21 protein-coding genes and 1 tRNA gene are annotated in these 18,894 nt (G+C 69.7%); 9 read left to right on the plus strand and 13 right to left on the minus strand.

Going from position 1 to position 18,894, the window contains the following annotated elements; translation table 11 throughout:
• Positions 1 to 300: 300 nt before the first annotated feature.
• The 3 genes from ABD932_RS06140 to ABD932_RS06150 all read right to left on the minus strand — a co-directional run bounded on the left by ABD932_RS06140 (position 301) and on the right by ABD932_RS06150 (position 1,567).
• Entirely contained in the window at positions 301 to 696 is a 396-nt protein-coding gene (locus ABD932_RS06140; RefSeq protein WP_345009383.1) for a hypothetical protein, read from the minus strand.
• A 331-nt stretch (positions 697 to 1,027) separates the two neighbouring features.
• Entirely contained in the window at positions 1,028 to 1,264 is a 237-nt protein-coding gene (locus tag ABD932_RS06145; RefSeq protein WP_126393127.1) for a hypothetical protein, read from the minus strand.
• A 228-nt stretch (positions 1,265 to 1,492) separates the two neighbouring features.
• A tRNA-Thr gene (locus ABD932_RS06150) sits at positions 1,493 to 1,567 on the minus strand.
• Between the two features lie 217 nt (positions 1,568 to 1,784).
• Between ABD932_RS06150 and ABD932_RS06155 the strand changes: the two genes are divergently transcribed.
• The 3 genes from ABD932_RS06155 to ABD932_RS06165 all read left to right on the plus strand — a co-directional run bounded on the left by ABD932_RS06155 (position 1,785) and on the right by ABD932_RS06165 (position 4,444).
• Positions 1,785 to 2,876 carry an ABC transporter ATP-binding protein gene (locus ABD932_RS06155; protein WP_126393128.1) on the plus strand — a complete coding sequence of 364 codons (1,092 nt, stop codon included), beginning with the start codon at positions 1,785 to 1,787 and terminating at the stop codon, positions 2,874 to 2,876.
• A 230-nt stretch (positions 2,877 to 3,106) separates the two neighbouring features.
• The gene (locus ABD932_RS06160; protein WP_345009386.1) at positions 3,107 to 3,565 is read left to right on the plus strand and encodes a hypothetical protein; all 459 of its coding nucleotides are present in this window, start codon (positions 3,107 to 3,109) and stop codon (positions 3,563 to 3,565) included.
• A gap of 147 nt (positions 3,566 to 3,712) precedes the next feature.
• Positions 3,713 to 4,444 carry a nucleotidyltransferase family protein gene (locus ABD932_RS06165; protein WP_345009388.1) on the plus strand — a complete coding sequence of 244 codons (732 nt, stop codon included), beginning with the start codon at positions 3,713 to 3,715 and terminating at the stop codon, positions 4,442 to 4,444.
• A 418-nt stretch (positions 4,445 to 4,862) separates the two neighbouring features.
• On the opposite strand, the gene ABD932_RS06170 is transcribed toward ABD932_RS06165, so the two are convergent.
• The 6 genes from ABD932_RS06170 to ABD932_RS06195 all read right to left on the minus strand — a co-directional run bounded on the left by ABD932_RS06170 (position 4,863) and on the right by ABD932_RS06195 (position 11,212).
• Positions 4,863 to 6,491, minus strand: coding sequence for a DoxX family protein (locus ABD932_RS06170; protein WP_345009634.1), 1,629 nt, complete (start codon positions 6,489 to 6,491; stop codon positions 4,863 to 4,865).
• A gap of 134 nt (positions 6,492 to 6,625) precedes the next feature.
• Positions 6,626 to 7,567 (minus strand): 23S rRNA (guanosine(2251)-2'-O)-methyltransferase RlmB, encoded by a 942-nt coding sequence (rlmB, locus tag ABD932_RS06175; protein WP_345009390.1) that lies wholly within the window; start codon positions 7,565 to 7,567, stop codon positions 6,626 to 6,628.
• Positions 7,568 to 7,666: 99 nt separating this feature from the next.
• Entirely contained in the window at positions 7,667 to 9,064 is a 1,398-nt protein-coding gene (cysS, locus tag ABD932_RS06180; protein ID WP_345009392.1) for a cysteine--tRNA ligase, read from the minus strand.
• A gap of 122 nt (positions 9,065 to 9,186) precedes the next feature.
• Entirely contained in the window at positions 9,187 to 9,711 is a 525-nt protein-coding gene (gene ispF / locus ABD932_RS06185) for a 2-C-methyl-D-erythritol 2,4-cyclodiphosphate synthase (protein ID WP_345009394.1), read from the minus strand.
• On the minus strand, positions 9,701 to 10,453 hold the full coding sequence (ispD, locus tag ABD932_RS06190; protein WP_345009396.1) for a 2-C-methyl-D-erythritol 4-phosphate cytidylyltransferase: 753 nt from the start codon (positions 10,451 to 10,453) through the stop codon (positions 9,701 to 9,703). The genes ispF and ispD overlap by 11 nt, the downstream gene beginning before the upstream one ends.
• Positions 10,454 to 10,729: 276 nt before the next feature.
• Complete coding sequence (locus tag ABD932_RS06195) at positions 10,730 to 11,212, minus strand: CarD family transcriptional regulator (protein WP_003953493.1); 483 nt, start codon at positions 11,210 to 11,212, stop codon at positions 10,730 to 10,732.
• A gap of 636 nt (positions 11,213 to 11,848) precedes the next feature.
• Between ABD932_RS06195 and ABD932_RS06200 the strand changes: the two genes are divergently transcribed.
• Entirely contained in the window at positions 11,849 to 12,559 is a 711-nt protein-coding gene (locus ABD932_RS06200; RefSeq protein WP_345009398.1) for a copper chaperone PCu(A)C domain-containing protein, read from the plus strand.
• A gap of 116 nt (positions 12,560 to 12,675) precedes the next feature.
• Here ABD932_RS06200 and phoP read toward each other — a convergent pair whose 3' ends face one another.
• Together phoP and phoR are read right to left on the minus strand one after the other, a co-directional pair.
• Positions 12,676 to 13,347 (minus strand): two-component system response regulator PhoP, encoded by a 672-nt coding sequence (phoP, locus tag ABD932_RS06205; RefSeq protein ID WP_004000192.1) that lies wholly within the window; start codon positions 13,345 to 13,347, stop codon positions 12,676 to 12,678.
• Positions 13,348 to 13,352: 5 nt separating this feature from the next.
• Positions 13,353 to 14,630 (minus strand): two-component system sensor histidine kinase PhoR, encoded by a 1,278-nt coding sequence (phoR, locus tag ABD932_RS06210; protein ID WP_345009400.1) that lies wholly within the window; start codon positions 14,628 to 14,630, stop codon positions 13,353 to 13,355.
• Between the two features lie 366 nt (positions 14,631 to 14,996).
• On the opposite strand from phoR, the gene phoU reads away from it, so the two are divergent.
• From phoU to ABD932_RS06225, 3 genes are all read left to right on the plus strand, one after another.
• Positions 14,997 to 15,698, plus strand: coding sequence for a phosphate signaling complex protein PhoU (gene phoU / locus ABD932_RS06215; protein WP_345009402.1), 702 nt, complete (start codon positions 14,997 to 14,999; stop codon positions 15,696 to 15,698).
• Positions 15,699 to 16,275: 577 nt separating this feature from the next.
• Positions 16,276 to 16,524, plus strand: coding sequence for an SCO4226 family nickel-binding protein (locus ABD932_RS06220; protein WP_345009404.1), 249 nt, complete (start codon positions 16,276 to 16,278; stop codon positions 16,522 to 16,524).
• Positions 16,525 to 16,590: 66 nt separating this feature from the next.
• Positions 16,591 to 16,842 (plus strand): SCO4226 family nickel-binding protein, encoded by a 252-nt coding sequence (locus ABD932_RS06225; RefSeq protein ID WP_345009406.1) that lies wholly within the window; start codon positions 16,591 to 16,593, stop codon positions 16,840 to 16,842.
• A gap of 91 nt (positions 16,843 to 16,933) precedes the next feature.
• On the opposite strand, the gene ABD932_RS06230 is transcribed toward ABD932_RS06225, so the two are convergent.
• Positions 16,934 to 17,245 carry a hypothetical protein gene (locus ABD932_RS06230; protein ID WP_345009408.1) on the minus strand — a complete coding sequence of 104 codons (312 nt, stop codon included), beginning with the start codon at positions 17,243 to 17,245 and terminating at the stop codon, positions 16,934 to 16,936.
• A 124-nt stretch (positions 17,246 to 17,369) separates the two neighbouring features.
• Between ABD932_RS06230 and ABD932_RS06235 the strand changes: the two genes are divergently transcribed.
• Both ABD932_RS06235 and ABD932_RS06240 read left to right on the plus strand, forming a co-directional pair.
• On the plus strand, positions 17,370 to 17,645 hold the full coding sequence (locus tag ABD932_RS06235) for a ribosomal protein L7/L12 (protein ID WP_345009410.1): 276 nt from the start codon (positions 17,370 to 17,372) through the stop codon (positions 17,643 to 17,645).
• Between the two features lie 163 nt (positions 17,646 to 17,808).
• Positions 17,809 to 18,135, plus strand: a complete 327-nt coding sequence (locus ABD932_RS06240) for a carboxymuconolactone decarboxylase family protein (protein ID WP_126393144.1) — start codon at positions 17,809 to 17,811, stop codon at positions 18,133 to 18,135.
• Positions 18,136 to 18,360: 225 nt separating this feature from the next.
• Here ABD932_RS06240 and ABD932_RS06245 read toward each other — a convergent pair whose 3' ends face one another.
• Positions 18,361 to 18,831 carry a DUF3592 domain-containing protein gene (locus ABD932_RS06245; protein ID WP_345009413.1) on the minus strand — a complete coding sequence of 157 codons (471 nt, stop codon included), beginning with the start codon at positions 18,829 to 18,831 and terminating at the stop codon, positions 18,361 to 18,363.
• Between the last annotated feature and the right edge of the window lie 63 nt (positions 18,832 to 18,894).

The raw sequence follows: 18,894 nt of genomic DNA on the forward strand, positions 1-18,894 counted from the left end.
TATACACTTAATCCGTAGCAATTTGGGATCTTTGGCCCTTCTCTGTGTCGTGTCGGCCCATGGCGAGGAGCCCTTTCGTCCGGCTCTCCATGGACGCGAAGGGAAGGTGCTTTCCTGAGAGCAACGACGCTTCCCCGAGGGCGAGTCACGGGCGGCGAGCGGCGGTCACCCGTTTGCCGACCCGCGAAGACCCGGAACCAGAAGACACGGAAACAGCGGACGGCCGGACCAGGTCAACCCGGTCCGGCCGTCCGCTGTTTGAGAGGTGGGGCAGGCCGTCAGCCGGCCCTTAGTCGGCGGTTACGCCCCTGGGCCGCCCAGGATGCGCCCCAGTGCGCTGAGGTGGCCGCCGTCGCTGGCGTCGTTGGTGGCGGGCGCCGGCGCCGGCATCGTGGGCCGCGTCATGTCCTTGCAGGTGATGTGGGGACCGATCCGCGTGGTCCCGCTGTTCAGCAGGCCCGCGGCAGGCAGGGTCACGGGCTCGGTCGGCTGGCAGGTGACCGACCGGCGGACGGTGAAGTCGCCGCCCTCGGGCAGCTGGCCCACGATTCGCTGGGTGCAGATGATGTTGCCCTGATTGTCGGGCGCACAGGCACCCGGGTTCGCCACGGCGTGCGCCGGGGCGACGCCGATCCAGGTCATGGCGAGGCCGCCAAGAAGCCCCGAGACGGCCGCGATCTTCTTTCCGTTGAACATGTGTTGCGTCTCCTTTGTGAGGGGTACCCCGGCGCCATGCGCCGCGAACCGCCGCGCCGGACCCCGGGAAGTCGGAGATACGGGCCCCGGGTTCCGCTCATGTCCGGGATGCTCGGGGCCGTTTCGCTTACGAAGTGAAAAGGAGTGACCTGGGCTTCGAGGTTCGGGGTGCGCGCCTTGCCCGCGCCGTACGCGATTCCGCCCGGGGGCGGCCGCCGTAACGACTCGTCGACGCACGGAAGTTCAGCGGTCGTGGACGCGGACGGGCCCCTTCGGGGGATGACCCCGAAGGGGCCCGCGGAAGGCGTCGCGCACGACCGTGCCGCCGACCTCAGCCAGTGAAGGCGTTGTTGAACTGACCGCAGGTGGTGTCAAAGGTCTCGGCGAGGCCGAGCACGGCGATCGGGAGGTCGCCACTGGCCACCGTCTGCGGGCTGCACTCCTGGTACGGGCGGTAGAGGTCGGTCGAGGCCGGCTTGACCTCGTAGGCGACACCGGTACCGGCACCGATGGCGGACAGGCTGCCGGCCGCCGCCGCGACGATCATGACCTGGTGAAGCTTGCGCATGGAACCCTCGGTTTTCATTACCTATGCATTGAGGCTGGTTGCCTACTGTGACTGAACGAACACTAGCAGTAGCGACCCGGTTCCATGCCGGTGCATATCCCGTGTCCGAGGGGAGAGATGGGTGTACGCGGAATTACCGAGAGTGGTCCGTGCGCCTCAAACGCAGAGCGGCCCAGGCGTACTTGGATTCACGCCTGGGCCACTGCGACGAATTGTTCATATTGTCGGAGCCCCCTGTCGGATTCGAACCGACGACCTGCTGTTTACAAGACAGCCGCTCTGGACCAACTGAGCTAAGGAGGCCTGCGCGCGCCCGAGACGCACGCGCCCGTGCAGTGTACCCAGGTTCCGAGCGGGCCCTGTCGAAAATTTCCGCGAAGTTCACATGCCCCCAGGTACTGACAGATCAGGCGAACGCCGGGTACCGTCCAGAGCCAGTCCGCACATGTGGACTAAACAACCACCTTCCTACAACGGATCGTCCGGCACGTTCCTGCCGGTAGAAGGGGGCCCATTCACCATGGCCACTGTCTCGTTCGACAAGGCGACCCGGATCTACCCGGGCACCGAGAAGCCCGCCGTAGACGCGCTCGACATCCACATCGAGGACGGAGAGTTCCTCGTTCTGGTCGGCCCGTCCGGCTGCGGCAAGTCCACCTCGCTCCGCATGCTCGCGGGGCTCGAGGACGTCAATGGCGGCGCCATCCGCATCGGCGACCGCGATGTCACGCACCTGCCGCCCAAGGACCGGGACATCGCCATGGTGTTCCAGAACTACGCGCTGTACCCGCACATGACGGTCGCCGACAACATGGGCTTCGCGCTCAAGATCGCCGGCGTCAACAAGGCGGAGATCCGCAAGAAGGTCGAGGAGGCCGCGAAGATCCTCGACCTCACCGAGTACCTGGACCGCAAGCCGAAGGCCCTCTCCGGTGGTCAGCGCCAGCGTGTCGCCATGGGTCGCGCCATCGTGCGTGAGCCGCAGGTCTTCCTCATGGACGAGCCGCTGTCCAACCTGGACGCCAAGCTCCGTGTGTCGACCCGTACGCAGATCGCGTCGCTGCAGCGCCGTCTCGGCATCACCACCGTCTACGTCACCCACGACCAGGTCGAGGCCATGACGATGGGTGACCGCGTGGCGGTCCTCAAGGACGGTCTGCTCCAGCAGGTCGACACCCCGCGCAACATGTACGACCGCCCGGCCAACCTCTTCGTCGCCGGCTTCATCGGCTCCCCGGCCATGAACCTGGTCGAGGTCCCGATCACCGACGGCGGCGTGAAGTTCGGCAACTCGGTCGTCCCGGTCGACCGTGAGGCGCTCTCCGCCGCCACCGACAAGACCGTCACCGTCGGCGTCCGCCCCGAGCACTTCGACGTGGCCGGCTCCGAGTCGGAGCAGGGTCTCGCCGTCACCGTGAACGTGGTCGAGGAGCTCGGCGCCGACGCGTACGTCTACGGCACCGCCAAGGTCGGCGGCGACGACTCCAAGGACCTCGTCGTCCGCGTCAGCGGCCGTGACGTCCCGGAGAAGGGCAGCACGCTGCACATCGTCCCGCGCTCCGGCGAGACCCACGTGTTCTCGACGTCCACGGGCGAGCGACTGTCCGACTGACGCGGCCGAGGACAACCAGCGGCAGGACAACCCCGGGTAATTCACCCAGGTTGACGAAGAGGGCCCCGCAGAGTGCTGCGGGGCCCTTCTCGTTGTCGACAAATACCCCGGCAGATCGGGTCATTTCGAGCGCTGTGCGTCAACACGCCGTTCGAGGGAGGCCATCACTTCGTCCCCCGAACCGGTGACCAAATGTCGCCATATCAGTACTGAACGCTACCCTCACTCGCGTGAAGCACTCCACCACCCAACAGACACGACGCGGCCACCGGGGCCCCGCCCGCCAGCTCGGCCGCACTCTCGCCCTCGTCCTGCCCGTCGTCCTGGTTCTCTCCGGGACCCTCGCGGTCACCCGGGTCAACTGGTCGGGGAACCCCTCGGACTCGGTGCTCACCGCGACCGACGTCACGAGCGCGGGTGACGCGAAGAAAGCCGCCCCGCGCGCTCCGCAGGACGTGCTGCGCGACCAGTTGCTGACCGAGCTGCAGGAGAAGGACCCGGGCACCGCCCTGACCCACCTCCAGCAGGCCGTCCACGAGCGCCCGTCCCTGGCCCGGCACTGCGCCTCGATCGCCCGTGCGCTCGGGCGGGCGGCGGTGCGGGTGTACGGTCCGAACCGGGCGCAGTCCTACGCTCGGCCCGTATGCGACACCGCGTTCGCCTCCGGCGTGGCGGCCGCACACAGCTGAACGCCCTCTCCGGCTGAACGCTCTCTCTCGCTGAACACTCTCTCTGAACACCCTCTTAGCTGAACACTCCTATTGCGGACGGTAACGGCTGATTACGGAACGGTTGCCGGGGAATGCCGCGAGCGGGGCGCCGCGTACAGTTCGGTCATGACTGATCCGAATGCCGCGTCCCGCCCCGTTCAAGCCGTCGTCCTGGCCGGTGGCCAGGGGTCCCGGCTGCGTCCGTACACCGACGACCGGCCCAAGCCGATGGTCGAGATCCCCGGGACGGGGACGCCGATCATCGGCCATCAGCTTGTCTGGCTGGCCGAGGAGGGTGTGACGGATGTGGTGATCAGTTGTGGCCACCTGGCCGAGGTGCTGCAGGACTGGCTGAAGTCGGCCGAGCTTCCGGTGCGGGTGACGACTGTCGTCGAGACGGAGCCGCTCGGCAGGGGCGGCGGTCTGAAGTACGCGGCCGCGCACCTCCCGCATCCCGATCGGGCCTGGTACGCCACCAACGGTGACATCTGGACGCGTTTCTCCCTGCGGGACATGGCGGACTTCCACACCGAGCGCGATGCCGTCGCGACGCTTGCGCTGGCCCGTCCTCGTATCCCGTGGGGTGCGGTGCAGACGGACGGCTTCGGGCACATCACCGACTTCATCGAGGCGCCGCCGTCGACCTTCGAGATCAACGCGGGCGTCTACGTCTTCTCCCCCGCCTTCGCCGGCCTCCTCCCCGAACGCGGCGACCACGAACGCACGACGTTCCCGCACCTCGCCCGAGAGCGCCGACTGGCCGGGTTCCCGATCCCTCAGGGGGCGTACTGGCGCGCCATCGACACGGCGAAGGACCTGACGGAGGCGGCGAAGGAACTGGCGGCGCTGGGGCGCTGAGTGCTCCGCGGGTGTGGCGTGGGATGCCTGCGGCGGCCTGTGCGGCGTCGGTGGGGGTTCGCGTAGCGCCTGCGGGGTGGGTTGTGGGTCCGTAGGCGACTACGGGCGCGTGGGGGTACGCGGCCACCCCTGGACGCCGGCCCAGGCATTCCAGCCCGTCCGGCGTTTGAGGACGAGGCCCTGTAAGGGCCGAAGCGGGGGTCTGGGGGCGGCAGCCCCCAGGGACGGGACGGGTAGGGGCGGCGGGGGCGAGACCAATGGGGCCTCAGGCGGTGGCCCGCCGGCGCTGTATGGCCCCACGACGAAGGGCCCCGGACGTCACCACGTCCAGGGCCCTTCGTCGTCTTCGCGCGCTCGGCGTCATATCGGTGCTGTCAGCCGGTGGAGGGGCTGCCGAGGAGGTTGTCCACCGGCCCGTTTACCCCAACAGGCCGCCTACCAGGCCCGGTTCCCCGGAGGTGGAGCCTCCGGTGCTGGAGCCGCCGCCCGAGGTGGGGCCTCCGGAGGTGGGACCGGTGCTGGTGCTGGGGGCCTCGTCGGCCGGAGTGGACTGCTGGGGTGGGGCCTGGCCCGCCGTGCCCTGGGTCTGGCTGGGCGTACCGGCACCCGTCGTACCCGTGTCGCTGGTGGCACCCGGCGTCGTCGCGGCCGACGGCGTGGCCGCTCCCGACGTGGCGCCCTGGGTGGGCGAGTTGGAGGCGGACGGCGTCTTCCTGCGCTGGTCGGGCTCGGGGAGCGGGGAGCCGGGGAGTTCGTTGCGCGGGGCCTCGCCGGGGCCGGGGACCACGACACGGTCGGCGTCGCGGACCGCACCGCCGAGCAACGAGCCGATGAGGAGGGTCAGGCCGGTGACGATCGCGGTGATCAACGCGCCGCGGCGAAGGACGTAGTTGCGCAGCTCCCAGATGTCGGAGCGGGGGCCGAGGCGGCGCCAGGCCATCCCGGCCAGGCGGCCGTCGATCGAGTAGACCGGCGCACCGGCGATGATCAGCGGGGACCACGCCGCGAGGTAGATGATGTCGGGGGCGTCGTAGACCGGGACGCTCTTCCAGCTGACGGTGACCAGGAGCGCCGCCGACAGCAGCGCGCCGACGACCGCGGCGACCCGCTGCCAGCACCCCAGGACCGTGAGGACACCCACGATGACCTGGAAGAAGGCGATGACGAGCCCGGAGCCGACGGGGTGTTCGAGGGCGAACTGGCGGAGGGGCTCGGCGACTTCCCACGGGTGCAGGGTGTTGAGCCACTTCACCATCGAGCCGCGCTTGCCGCCGTCGAAGTAGACGGGGTCGCAGAGCTTGCCCATGCCGGCGTAGATGGAGATGAAGCCGAGGAAGACGCGGAGCGGGAGGAGGACGACGCCGAGGTTCATACGGCGGCCGGGGTAGTAGGCGTGTCGGGCCGGGTCGTCGCCCGGGCGCTTGAGTGGCGTGCCCGTCTCGTCCTGGCCGTCGGCCTCGTCTACGTCGTCGAAGTCCTCGGCCTCGTAGGTGAGTTCCTCGTCGTATGCGCTTTCGACCGTGCGCATGTTCGGAAGGAGGCGGGTCTCCACCGACTCGTGGGTGCGTTGCGCGCCGACGATCGGGGTCTCGACCGTCTGCGTCAACTCGTCGTCGTAACCCATGTCATAGCCGCCGCCCACGTCCACGCGTGGGATGACCTGGGTGGCTCCGGCGGGGGCCGGTTCGTCGCCGTGGCGGACGCTGCCGTCCCGCACGGCCTGGAGCAGGCGGTGGGCGCCGGTGTCGTCCGGCGCGGACGTGCCGTTCCAGACGGCGACCCGGCGGCGGGGGCCGGTGGCCGCGCCCGCTCTGCCGGCCGCATTGACGGCGGGGATGCGGGCGGTGTCGTCGGTGGCGCTCAAGTGCCGTGCGATCCGCAGCGATTTGGTGCGCCCGGTCGACGCGCCCAGCAGCACGCGGAAACTCGCGTGATTGACGATGATCTGCGCCGGATCGCTCGGCACCTTCACCATGCTCAGCGCGGGAGCGTCGTCGTATCCCGACGAGCGGTCCCCCGTGGGTGTGCGGGGTGTTCTGGTGTCCACACTCAACTAACCGAGTGACATGTGGTTAGGACACTGCTTTGACCGGTCCGATCTGTCCGGACCCCGTCAAGGATGCGCAGGTCGCACCACTCTCACCAGAATTAACCCGCACGGGTGACGCCACGGATGTCTGTTCAGACGCGTCGGCGAGCCGCCTCGTAGAGGACGATGCCTGCCGCCACACCGGCGTTGAGCGACTCGGCCCCGCCCGGCATCGGGATGCGGACGCGGAAGTCGCACGTCTCGCCGACCAGGCGCGACAGGCCCTTGCCCTCGCTGCCGACCACGATGACCACCGGGCCGCCCAGGGCCTCCAGGTCGCCGAGTTCGGCCTCGCCGTCGGCGGCCAGACCGACGACCACGATGCCCGCCTTCTTGTACGCCTCCAGGGCGCGGGTCAGGTTCGTGGCGCGGGCGACGGGGGTGCGGGCCGCCGTGCCGGCCGAGGTCTTCCAGGCTCCGGCCGTCATGCCGGCGGCTCGGCGCTCGGGTACGACGACGCCGTGGCCGCCGAACGCGGAGACCGAGCGGACGACCGCGCCCAGGTTGCGCGGGTCGGTCACGCCGTCGAGGGCGACGATGAGCGGGTCCTCGCCGTCGTCGTAGGCGGCGCTGGCGAGGTCCTCGGGGTGGGCGTACTCGTACGGCGGGACCTGGAGGACGAGGCCCTGGTGGTTGAGGCCGTTCGTCATGCGGTCCAGCTCGGGGCGCGGGGCCTCCATGAGGTTGATGCCGCCGCGCTCGGCGGCGAGCTGGAGAGCCTCGCGGACGCGCTCGTCGTTGTCGATGAACTGCTGGACGTAGAGCGTCGAAGCCGGGACGCCCTCGCGCAGGGCCTCGACCACCGGGTTGCGGCCGACCACCAGCTCGGACGTGCCCTTGCCGCCGCGGCCACGGGGCGCGGGACGGCGTACCGTCTGCTTCGCCTTGGCGTTGGCGATGCGGTTCTTCTTGTGTCCCTTGCGCATCTCGGCGGGCGGGGTCGGGCCCTTGCCCTCGAGGCCCTTGCGCCGCTGGCCGCCACTGCCGACCTGCGCGCCCTTCTTGCCGGACATGCGGCGGTTGTTCGCGGCCATGACCTACCTGTCTGTCGTGAAGCGTTCGTACGTACGTCTATGCAGTGTGCCGCCCGGAGGGCCGGGCGGCACAATCGATCTTCCCGAGCACCGGCTCCGTCAGAGGGGGCCGAGGGTCCAGCGCGGGCCCTGTGGGCTGTCCTCGATGGCCAGGCCCGACTGGTTGAGCTGGTCGCGGATGGCGTCCGCGGTGGCCCAGTCCTTGCGGGAACGGGCCGCCTCGCGCTGGTCGAGGACCATGCGGACCAGGGTGTCGACCACGCCGTGCAGATCCTCGCCGCGGTCGGTCTCGCCGGCCCAGTGCGGGTCGAGCGGGTCCAGGCCCAGGACGCCGAGCATGGCGCGCACCTCGGCGAGGCGGGCCACCGCGGCTTCCTTGTCGTCGGCGGCCAGTGCGCTGTTGCCCTGGCGGACCGTGGTGTGCACGACGGCCAGCGCCTGCGGGACGCCCAGGTCGTCGTCCATCGCCTCGGCGAAGGCGAGCGGGACCTCGGCGGACGGCTCGACGACGCCCGCCTTCTCCACCACGCGCTGCACGAAGCCCTCGATGCGCGCGAACCCCGACTCGGCCTCGCGCAGGGCCTCCTCGCTGTACTCGATGGTGGAGCGGTAGTGCGGGGTGCCCAGGTAGTAGCGCAGGACGATCGGGCGCCACTGCTTGACCATCTCGGACACGAGCACGCTGTTGCCGAGCGACTTCGACATCTTCTCGCCGCTCATGGTGACCCAGGCGTTGTGCACCCAGTACTGGGCGAAGTCGTCGCCGTAGGCCTTGGCCTGGGCGATCTCGTTCTCGTGGTGCGGGAAGATCAGGTCGAGGCCGCCGCCGTGGATGTCGAAGGCGGAGCCCAGGTACTTGTGCGCCATCGCCGAGCACTCCAGGTGCCAGCCCGGACGGCCCCGGCCCCACGGCGTCTCCCAGTCGGGCTCGCCGGGCTTGGCGGCCTTCCACATCGCGAAGTCGCGCGGGTCCCGCTTGCCGGTGATGCCCTCCTCGGCGGGCTGGCGCATCTCGTCGAGGTCCTGCCGGGACAGCTCCAGGTAGGAGGGCCAGGACCGGACGTCGAAGTAGATGCTGCCGTCCGCCTCGTAGGCGTGTCCGCGCTCGATGAGGCCGCGCATCATCTCGACCATCTCGGTGACATGGCCGGTGGCGCGGGGCTCGTAGGTCGGCGGGAGGCAGCCGAGGGCGGTGTAGCCGTCGGTGAAGGCGCGCTCGTTCTCGTAGCCGATGGACCACCAGGGGCGGTTCTGGTCGACGGACTTGGCGATGATCTTGTCGTCGATGTCCGTGACGTTCCGGATGAACGTCACGTCATAGCCGCGGTAGGCGAACCAGCGGCGCATGATGTCGAAGTTGAGCCCCGAGCGGATGTGCCCGATGTGCGGCGCGGCCTGCACGGTGGCGCCACAGAGGTAGATCGAGACACAGCCCGGCTGGAGCGGGGTGAAGTCACGGATCTGCCGGGCGCTGGTGTCGTACAGGCGAATCGTCACGACACCAGGGTAGTGGGCGGACGGCAGTGCCCGGCGCGCAAGGGCGGTTTGCTGTCGCCTCAGTGTTGTTTGGCCGTTGTCGGCGGTGGGCATGGTGGGTGGCCGGGTTTCCCCGGCCCTCCTCAGCCGGCCCGCACCACCAGCGCCGTCGCGACTGCCATCAGTCCCTCGCCGCGGCCCGGGAAGCCGAGGCCGTCGGTCGTGGCGCCGGATACGGAAACCGGGGCTCCGGCCGCCTCCGAGAGGATCTTCTGGGCCTCGTCGCGCCGCTTGCCGATCTTGGGGCGGGGGCCGACGACCTGGACCGCGATGTTGCCGATCCGGAAGCCCGCCTCGCGCACGATGCGGGCCGCCTCGGTGAGGAGTACGACGCCGGAGGCGCCCGACCACTCGGGGCGCCCGGTACCGAAGTGCTGGCCCAGGTCGCCGAGGCCGGCCGCGGAGAACAGGGCGTTGCACGCGGCGTGTGCGACGACGTCCGCGTCGGAGTGGCCGGCGAGACCCGGCCCTTCGCCCTCCCACTTCAGGCCCGCGCACCACAGCTCGCGGCCCTCCTCGAAGGCGTGGATGTCGGTGCCGATGCCGACCTGCGGGAGCGGCATCCCCACGTTCTCCGCCCCCGGCGTCCCCTGCGCCTCAGAAGCCATCGTTCAGCCTCCGGCGTGCCAGGACCGCCTCGGCCAGGACCAGGTCCAGTGGGCGGGTGACCTTGAAGGCCTCCTCGTGGCCGGGGACGACCACGACCGTCAGCCCGAGCTGCTCGACCATGCTCGCGTCGTCGGTGACGTCGTCGGTCACCGTCTCGTGCGCACGGATCAGCGTGGCGCGGTCGAAGCCCTGCGGGGTCTGTACGGCACGGAGGCGGGCGCGTTCCGGGGTGGCCACCACCGGTTCGGGCTCTCCCGTGGTCGTGGCCGGCTCGACCTCCTTGACGGTGTCCGCGAGCGGCAGCGCGGGCACGACGGCCGGAGCACCGTCCCGTACCGCCTCGATCACCGCGTCGACCGTGTCCACCGGGACCAGCGGGCGCGCCGCGTCGTGCACCAGGACGATGTCGTAGTCCGGCGGCAACGCGTCCAGGCCGAGCTTGACGGACTCCTGGCGGGACTCCCCGCCGGGGACCACCAGGAAGTCGGTGCGCTCGGGCAGCGCGTGCGCGTCGAGGAGGCTCTTGACCTCGGGGGCGCCGTCGGGCGGGGCCACGACGACCACGAGGGAGACGGCGCGGGAGGCGGCCATCGCGCGCACGGCGTGGATGAGCATGGGCGTGCCGTTCAGCGCGCGGAGCGCCTTGGGGGCGCCCGGGCCGAGACGTACGCCCCGGCCGGCGGCCGGGATCACGACGGCTGTGCGGACTTCCGCGGGCAAAGGACGCGAATCGTCAGACATCGGTTCCTGTCAGGTTTGTGTGCTCGGCCTACGTGGGTATGGCCTCAGCGTGCCGGGCGCGACGCCTTGACCGGACCCTTCCGTGACGCCGGTCGAGCCTGCTGCCCGGGCCCGGCACGCCAAGTATCGGGGGAATCTTCCCCCGAGGGTGAACCCGCGTACGGCGTCCGAGTACGAACATGCCGCAGCGCCCGGCGACAGGAAATACGTCATCGGGCACCGCGGCACTTCTTTTAATGATTCAGCACAGTGCTGAACTGAGGCGGACGGACCGCGTCAGGACGCGAGAACCTCGTCGAGCAGGGCCTCGGCCTTGTCCTCGTTGGTGTTCTCCGCGAGAGCCAGCTCGCTCACCAGGATCTGGCGGGCCTTGGCGAGCATGCGCTTCTCACCGGCGGAGAGTCCACGCTCGCGCTCACGACGCCACAGGTCACGCACGACTTCCGCGACCTTGATGACATCGCCGGAGGCGAGCTTCTCCAGATTTGCCTTGTATCGACGCGACCAGTTCGTGGGCTCCTCGGCGTACGGCGCGCGCAGCACCTCGAAGACCCGGTCCAGCCCGTCCTGACCGACCACATCACGCACGCCGACGAACTCCGCATTGTCCGCTGGCACACGTACCGTCAGGTCACCCTGGGCGACCTTCAGCACCAAGTAGGTCTTGTCCACGCCTTTGATCTGGCGAGTTTCGATGGCCTCGATCAGCGCGGCCCCGTGATGGGGATAGACCACGGTGTCGCCAACCTTGAACGTCATGTGACAGGTACCCCTTCCGTGGCTATCCAGGGTAACACGGAAACTGCGGGTTCTGAATGGCGTTTTCGCAGGTCAGGGCATATCTCGGGGCTTGACAACTCCGACAGGAACGTGCTTCGCGGGCCGATCGGAAGCAGGTATTCGCAGGTCGGAGCGGCTCTGCGGGCGAGGTGAAACGCGCACGTTACGCACATCCGGAGGCACCTCCAAGTGGTCGAACATCCACATATGTCCGGTTCCAAGTGTGCGACTTCCGCTACTCCGTTCGACGTCCGGAGTCGGGTACCGGACGAATCCGGAATTGATCACGACCCAGGTCGGCAGCACTCTCGGTGATCAATTCCGGGAAGGTCGTGCATTCCTTCACGGAAATTTTGCGCGGCGTCTTGCGAGGGACTTATGTGAATGGCGGACGGGGTGCGCGGGGCAATCCGACTCGCGGGTCACTTGGGGGTGACGGGACGGATCATGAAGGGCTCCGAAGAGGGTCCGAAGACGCCCGAAGAGGTACTGCGGCCGCTCAGGGGAGGGTCGGGTGCGGTCGCGCGGGAACGGCTCGGTAACCTAAGGCCGCTGACAGACACTTAGGGCGGCTTTATTCGCCCGCCCCGTTCGAGTCAAGGAGTTGCCGCCGCCGTGAGCAGCAGCCTTCGACGCGGCGCCCTCGCCGCGGCCGCCATCGCGTTCTCGATCACGTCGCTCGGTGCGTGCGCCGCCGGCAACAACAGCCAGACGCTGGAGATCAAGCCGGACAACGCGGCGACCACCGTGGGCGACATCAAGATCCAGAACGCCATCGTCATCACCCAGCCCGACCTGGAGTCGACCGGCCCGGCCGCGATCTCCGCGACCCTGTTCAACTCCGGCCGGACCGCCCAGACGCTGGACGCGATCAAGGTGGACGGCACCGACAAGACCGCCGCGCTCAAGCCCGCCAAGGGCGGCAGCCTGACCATCCCGGCCGGCGGCTCGCTGATCCTCGGCGGCAAGGACAACGCCTCCGCCACGCTGCCCAGCAGCCGCGAGGCGATCCAGGACGGCAACGCGCAGAAGATCACCTTCACCTTCAGCAAGACCGGTGACGTGAGCCTGCGCGCCTTCGTCGTCCCGTCCGAGAGCTTCTTCGAGGGCTGGGGCCCGAGCGCGGTCCCGGCGGCGCCGGGCAAGACGACCCCGAGCGGCTCGCCGACCGGGTCCCCGGCCGGGGGCACCTCGACCGACGAGGCGTCCGCGAGCGCGACGCCGACGGACGGCGCCGCGGCCGGCGGCGGAACCGAGGCCGGCACGAACGCGGGCGGCGCGGCGAGCCCGTCCGACAGCGCCTCGCACACGACGGCCGGTCACTGAGCGGTCGTACGGCCTCTCCACAGCCGTAGGCTCCACAGCCGCAGAAAAAGGGCGGGGCCCCGGAAATCCGGGGCCCCGCCCTTCGTCGTTACGGCCGCTGCCGCGGCTGCTGCTCTTTACGGCTCGAACTTGTAGCCGAGGCCACGCACCGTCACCAGGTACCGCGGCGCGCCCGGGTCCGGCTCGATCTTGGCGCGCAGGCGCTTGACGTGCACGTCGAGGGTCTTGGTGTCACCGACGTAGTCGGCGCCCCAGACGCGGTCGATGAGCTGCATGCGGGTCAGGACGCGGCCGGCGTTGCGCAGGAGCATCTCCAGGAGGTCGAACTCCTTGAGGGGGAGGTCGACCTTGGAGCCGGAGACCGTGACCACGTGACGGTCCACGTCCATGCGGACGGGACCGGCCTCCAGCGCGGCCGGGGTGACCTCCTCGGGCTCGCCGCGGCGGCGCAGGACGGCCCGGATACGGGCGACCAGCTCGCGCGAGGAGAACGGCTTGGTGACGTAGTCATCGGCTCCTATTTCCAGGCCGACCACCTTGTCGATCTCGCTGTCCTTGGCGGTCACCATGATGACGGGGACGTTGGAGCGGCCGCGCAGCTGGCGGCAGACCTCGGTGCCCGGCAGGCCGGGCAGCATCAGGTCGAGGAGGACGAGGTCGGCGCCGTTGCGCTCGAACTCGTCGAGTCCGTCGGGCCCGGTGGTCGCGACGGCGACCTCGAAGCCCTCCTTGCGGAGCATGTACGACAGGGCGTCGGAGAAGGACTCCTCGTCCTCGACGACAAGCACTCGGGTCACGGAAGGACCTCCGGGGCGGAAAGCGTTTCGTACGCGGGTGAGTCAGGGGAAGTGGGGGTATCGGGTGGTGCGGGTTGCCCGTCCTCGTCGTCGAGATCGGGGTGCTGTTGTGCGCGGTCACGGGCCGCACCAGCCTCCGGCAGCCGGAGGGTGAAGGTGGAGCCCTGTCCCTCGGAGCTCCACACCGTGACCTCCCCGCTGTGCGAGGCGGCCACGTGCTTGACGATCGCGAGACCGAGGCCGGTGCCACCGGTGGCACGGGAACGGGCCGGGTCGACGCGGTAGAAGCGCTCGAAGATGCGCTCCTTGTCCTTGTCCGAGATGCCGATGCCCTGGTCGGTGACGGCGATCTCGATGAGGTCCCCGCCCGGGGCGGTGATCCGGCGGGCGGCGATGCCGACGCGGGTGCGGGCGGGCGAGTAGTTGACGGCGTTCTCGACGAGGTTGCCGAGCGCGGCGGCGAGCTGGCCGCGGTTGCCCCACATGGTGAGGTCCTCGGTGCCCCCGGCGGCCATGGTGATCTGCTTCGTGCCGGCGGCGTGCCGGCAGCGGTCCATGGCCTCGGCGACGAGTTCGTCGACGCGGACGGGCTCGGCGTCCTCCAGCGGGTCGTCGTTCTGCACCCGGGAGAGGTCGATGAGCTCCTGCACCAGGTTGGTGAGCCGGGTGGCCTCGATCTGCATACGCCCGGCGAAGCGCTCCACGGCCTCGGGGTCGTCGGAGGCGTCCATGACGGCCTCGGACAGCAGGGAGAGCGCACCGACCGGCGTCTTCAGCTCATGACTCACGTTGGCGACGAAGTCGCGCCGCACCGCCTCTATGCGCCGGGCCTCGGTGAGGTCCTCGACGAGGAGGAGGACCAGGCGGGAGCCGAGGGGCGCGACCCGGGCCGACACGGCGAGGGCCTCGCCGCGTCCGGTGCCGCGCCGGGGCAGGTCCAGCTCGACCTGCCGTATCTCGCCGTCACGTCTGGTGTCCCGGGCCATCTGGAGCATGGGCTCGACGGAGAGCTTGCCACCGCGCACCAGACCGAGGGCGTACGCCGCCGAGCTGGCCTTGACGACGGCGTCTCCCTCGTCGAGGACGACGGCCGAGGAGCGCAGCACCGACAGGACCGTGTCCACGCCGGGCGGCAGGACCGGGTCGGTGTGCAGAGAGGTTCGGGTGGGTCGCTTCAGGTCGCGTTCGCTCCAGCGGAACGCCAGCATGGCGATGACGCCGGTAAGCACCCCGGCGATCGCTGCCGCTGCGGCGACCGCCGCGTTCACGTCCATGCACCCAGGTTAGGCATGGCGCAGCCGGTGGCCACAGCCGTCGGAGTGCGAGCTCGAACACTCGTCGCCCAGAGTTCACCTTGGAGCCAGTATTGGTTCATTTGGGGTGGCGGAAACGGACGCGTGGGCGCCGGATCGTGGGAGCGTCGGGTTCGCCCTGGCGGTTTAGCGTGGAGATCACACTGGCGGTTTCACGACAGTCCGACTGGCGTTTTCGGGACAGTCTTACTGTCGGAGGTCATGACCGTCAGACTGTCCGCTCGACGGTTTGACTGGTTTGAGGACAACGAAGCGGATAGGCCGGCGGTCGACGGCAGTCTCCTGGCCCCCGGAACCCCCGAGGCAGACGTAAGAGAGGGACCCCTGATGCGGGACGCGTACCACGAGGAACTGGACTCGATCGGCGACAGCCTGGTGGAGATGGCCCGGATGGTCGGGTCGGCGATCGGGCGCGCGACGACCGCCATCCTCGACTCCGACCTGAAGCTGGCCGAAAGCGTGATCGAGGCCGACCAGAAGGTCGACGATCTTCAGCACGACCTGGAGGCGCGGGCCATAGCGCTGCTCGCCCGCCAGCAGCCGGTGGCGACGGATCTCCGTATCGTCGTGACGTCGCTGCGGATGTCCGCGGACCTGGAGCGGTCGGGCGACCTGGCCCAGCACGTGGCCAAGCTCACGCGGCTGCGCTACCCCGAGCGCGCCATCCCCCAGGACCTGCACGCGACCATCCTGGAGATGGGCCAGCTCGCGCAGCGCCTGATGGCGAAGGCGGCCGAGGTGCTCGTCACCAAGGACGTCGACCTCGCGCTCCAGCTGGAGCAGGACGACGACGCGATGGACCTCCTGCACCGCACGCTCTTTCAGCACCTGATGGACGAGCGCTGGAAGCACGGCATCGAGACGGCCGTGGACGTGACGCTGCTCGGCCGTTACTACGAGCGGTACGCCGACCACGCGGTGGCGGTGGCGAAGCGCGTGGTCTACCTGGTGACGGGTGAGCACGCGGACGAGCTCCAGGCCGACATCCAGCCGGAGATCCAGTCGGTGTCGGGGGCGGAGGGGGCGTAAGCCCTGCGGGGGTGTCCGGGGCGGGAGTGTCCGGGCCCGGGGGCCCGGTCCGAGGGTCTCGGTCGGGGCAGGGCGTGGGGCACGGGGCTTGTGACGTGCCGGTCCGGTGGGCTCGTACGCGGGCTTGCGGGGTCCGGCGGGGGTCTGTTCGAGGTGTGTGCAAGCCTCTGTGCGCCGTTGATGCGCCCAGCGGGGCGGGCATGGAATGGGCACAGGCACCAGCCTCGAGGAGGGACCATGGCCGAATCCCCCAGCACGCCCGGCACGACACCCGACCCCACGCGGTCACGCCCGACGGACCAGCCCGCCGACATCAGGAGCCTCCCGCTCTTCGGCGCCTGCGGCTGCGGCTCCGGCTGCGGGTGCGGGTGCCAGTCGGGGAACCCTTGCCAGTGCGGGTGAGGGTGCGTAGATCTCGTACGACGGTGAAGGGCCCCGGCGCTGTGGAGGCGCCGGGGCCCTTCGCTGTGCGCGCGGCCTTGGGTGCTTCGGGTGCGCCTCGCCTGCCGTGTCGGGCGGGCGCAGTATGGAAGGAGAGCAGGTGAGCACACCCGGGAAGCGGAAGGAGGTGCGAGGCATGGCTCAGTTCATGGACGTACACCACAACATGAAGGGCGTCACGGCCGACCAGCTGCGCGAGGCCCACAACGCCGACCTCGCCATAGAGAAGGACGAGCGCGTGCACTTCGAGCGGGCCTGGGCAGACCCCGAGTCCGGCGTCGTCTACTGCCTCTCCGAGGCTCCCTCGGCCGAAGCGGTCCAGCGCATCCACGAGCGCGCCGGGCACAAGGCCGACGAGATCCATCCGGTTCCGCTGTCGATCTGAGGACGCGGGAAGTCGCTGAGTACCAGGAGGGAGTACGGGACGCGTCGGGAAGGAGGTGTGAGGCCCGTGACACGGTTCATGGACGTCCACCACGGAATGCAGGGCATCACTGCCCAACAGCTGCAACAGGGTCACGACGCCACCGCCGCGGTCGAGGCGGAAGAAGGAGTCCACTTCGAACACGCCTGGGCGGACCCGGAGTCCGGCACGGTCTACTGCCTCAGCGAGGGCCCTTCGGCCGATGCGGTCAAGCGTGCCCACGAACGCGGGGGCGGCGGGGTGCCGGACGAGATCCATTCGGTGCCGCTGACGGTGTGAGGTGCGATGTCGCGGCGCTGCGGGGCTGCGGAGAGTGGCGCTGCCGCCGCCTTTGATCCCCTGCCTGGTACGTCGCAGGCAGGGGATGCCGCTAATCCGCTGCCTTGCAGGCGATCGCTGTGGCGACGAGATCGGGTGTCGCGTCAACGTGGTAGTCAGTGAGGTCGGAGCCCTCTACGCCGGCCGGCGGCGGTATCGGCGTATACGTCGGCATCTTGGTCGGCACCTTGTTCGGCGTCGGCGTCGGCGCCGCACACTTGACGAGGGAAGCGGACGACGACGGCCCCGGCCGCGGCCCCGACGTCGGCTCGATCCCGTCGTTCATCGACTCGGTGACCGACCATCCGGCAACAACCAGCACAAGCCAACCACCGACCAGCCATCCCTTGGCCCGCCTGCTCATCGTGTCTCCGCCTCCGCCCCCGCCCGAAGTCCCCATGAACAGGGGCCAGTTTGTCAGCCGGGTACGACAGCGCACTCGCAGGCCTGGGTAGCACGTAGGCTCCGGCCGGAGGGAGGGGGCTGCGATGGCGGACGAGTACTTCTTGTTGGTGTGCGACGACGTGCCTCATGACGTCGTGCTGACCGATCCCGGAATCCGCGTGCTGGACGTGGCCCGGGCCGTGCGCCGGCTGACCGGGCTGAGCCTCTGGCGAAGCAAGGTCCTGGCAACGCAGCTACCCGCCGTGATTCTCGACAGCGTCCCGCAGGAAGACGCCGAGGCAGCCGTCACGGTCCTGCGCGAGGTGGGAGCGCAGGCAGAGGTGAGGGCGCGGCCGGAGTCGGGAGTCCTGAAGTCCTGAGGAGCCCGATGACCCGGACGACGCTCCTCGGGGTTCCCTTCAACAGGCGATCCGCGGGAGACGGACTTACGGTCGAGCGGTAGGCGGCGCTGCGGCGAGTGGGGGTTCTCGCTTGTCGGCGCCGGTCGAATCCCTTCACGACACCGACAGGAGACGACCTCCCATGGCCACAGCCTCTGAAACCCCGGTGCTGGACACCATCGCCGCGATGACGGTGGACTCGGTCGAGCGGTGCGGGCTACGCCCCGAGACCTTCATGCTCACCCGCATAGCGGCCCTCGCCGCGTCGGACGCCCCGCCGATCTCCTACGTCGCCCATATCGACCCCGCCATCCAGGCCGGCATGACCGCCGAGCAGGTCCAGGACGTCCTCGTCGCCATCGCCCCCGTCGTGGGCACCGCCCGCGTCATGACGGCGGCCGGCAACATCGCCAAGGCCCTGGGCATCACGATCGCGGTGGCGGACGCCGAGATGCAGGGTCGGGCGTAGGACGCCACCGGGCGTAGGACGCCGCCGGCCGAGGGCTGACGGGCCGGCGCCAATCACAGAGCAGCAGGGAGCCTCCTATCTGCGGCGACGCAGGTAGGAGGCTCGGCATGTGGGCCCGAGCTTCCCGCCGTGATCCCACCACTCGCCCCGTTCGGGAGGGCCGTCCTAGGGCCGTCCTGCCCTGTCGCCGCGCCGGGCCGCCACCTGGCCGCCCTTCCGAGACGGCTACGAACGCCGCCGCCCCGCCAAGGCAACGGCCGTCCCGATCCCCGCGATCACCAGACCGATCCCACCGAAGATCAGCGGCAGCAGCCACAGCGAAGCGAACCCGTTGATCCGCGCTTCGTCGGGGGAATCGGCGCGGTACAGCACCTCGACGCGCTCACCCACCTCGTACGACGGCGGATTGGAACCCGTGGAGCTACGGAACGTCCTGGGCGTGCCCTGGGCGGACGTGTACTCGACCACCGGGTACGCCACGGGCTTGTCGTCCGTCCGCTTCTTGCGCGATGCGCTGCTGTGGTCGCTCCGCCACTCCAGGGACACCACGGTGCCCTGGGCACGCTCCGCATCCGCCAGGAACGCGACCGACACCCCCGCGAGGACCAGCCCCACGACCAGGAAAAGCGCTCCGAACGCGATCGCCCCGAACGTGATCCACCGGCGGGCACCCTGCCCACGCACCTGAACCTGCACGACGTCCCCCTCACTGATCCGGCGTGGGAGGGACGTTATCCCAGGCACCTCGATCGCCCCGCT

It is taken from the genome of Streptomyces shaanxiensis, from assembly GCF_039537145.1.
Taxonomy (GTDB): domain Bacteria; phylum Actinomycetota; class Actinomycetes; order Streptomycetales; family Streptomycetaceae; genus Streptomyces; species Streptomyces shaanxiensis.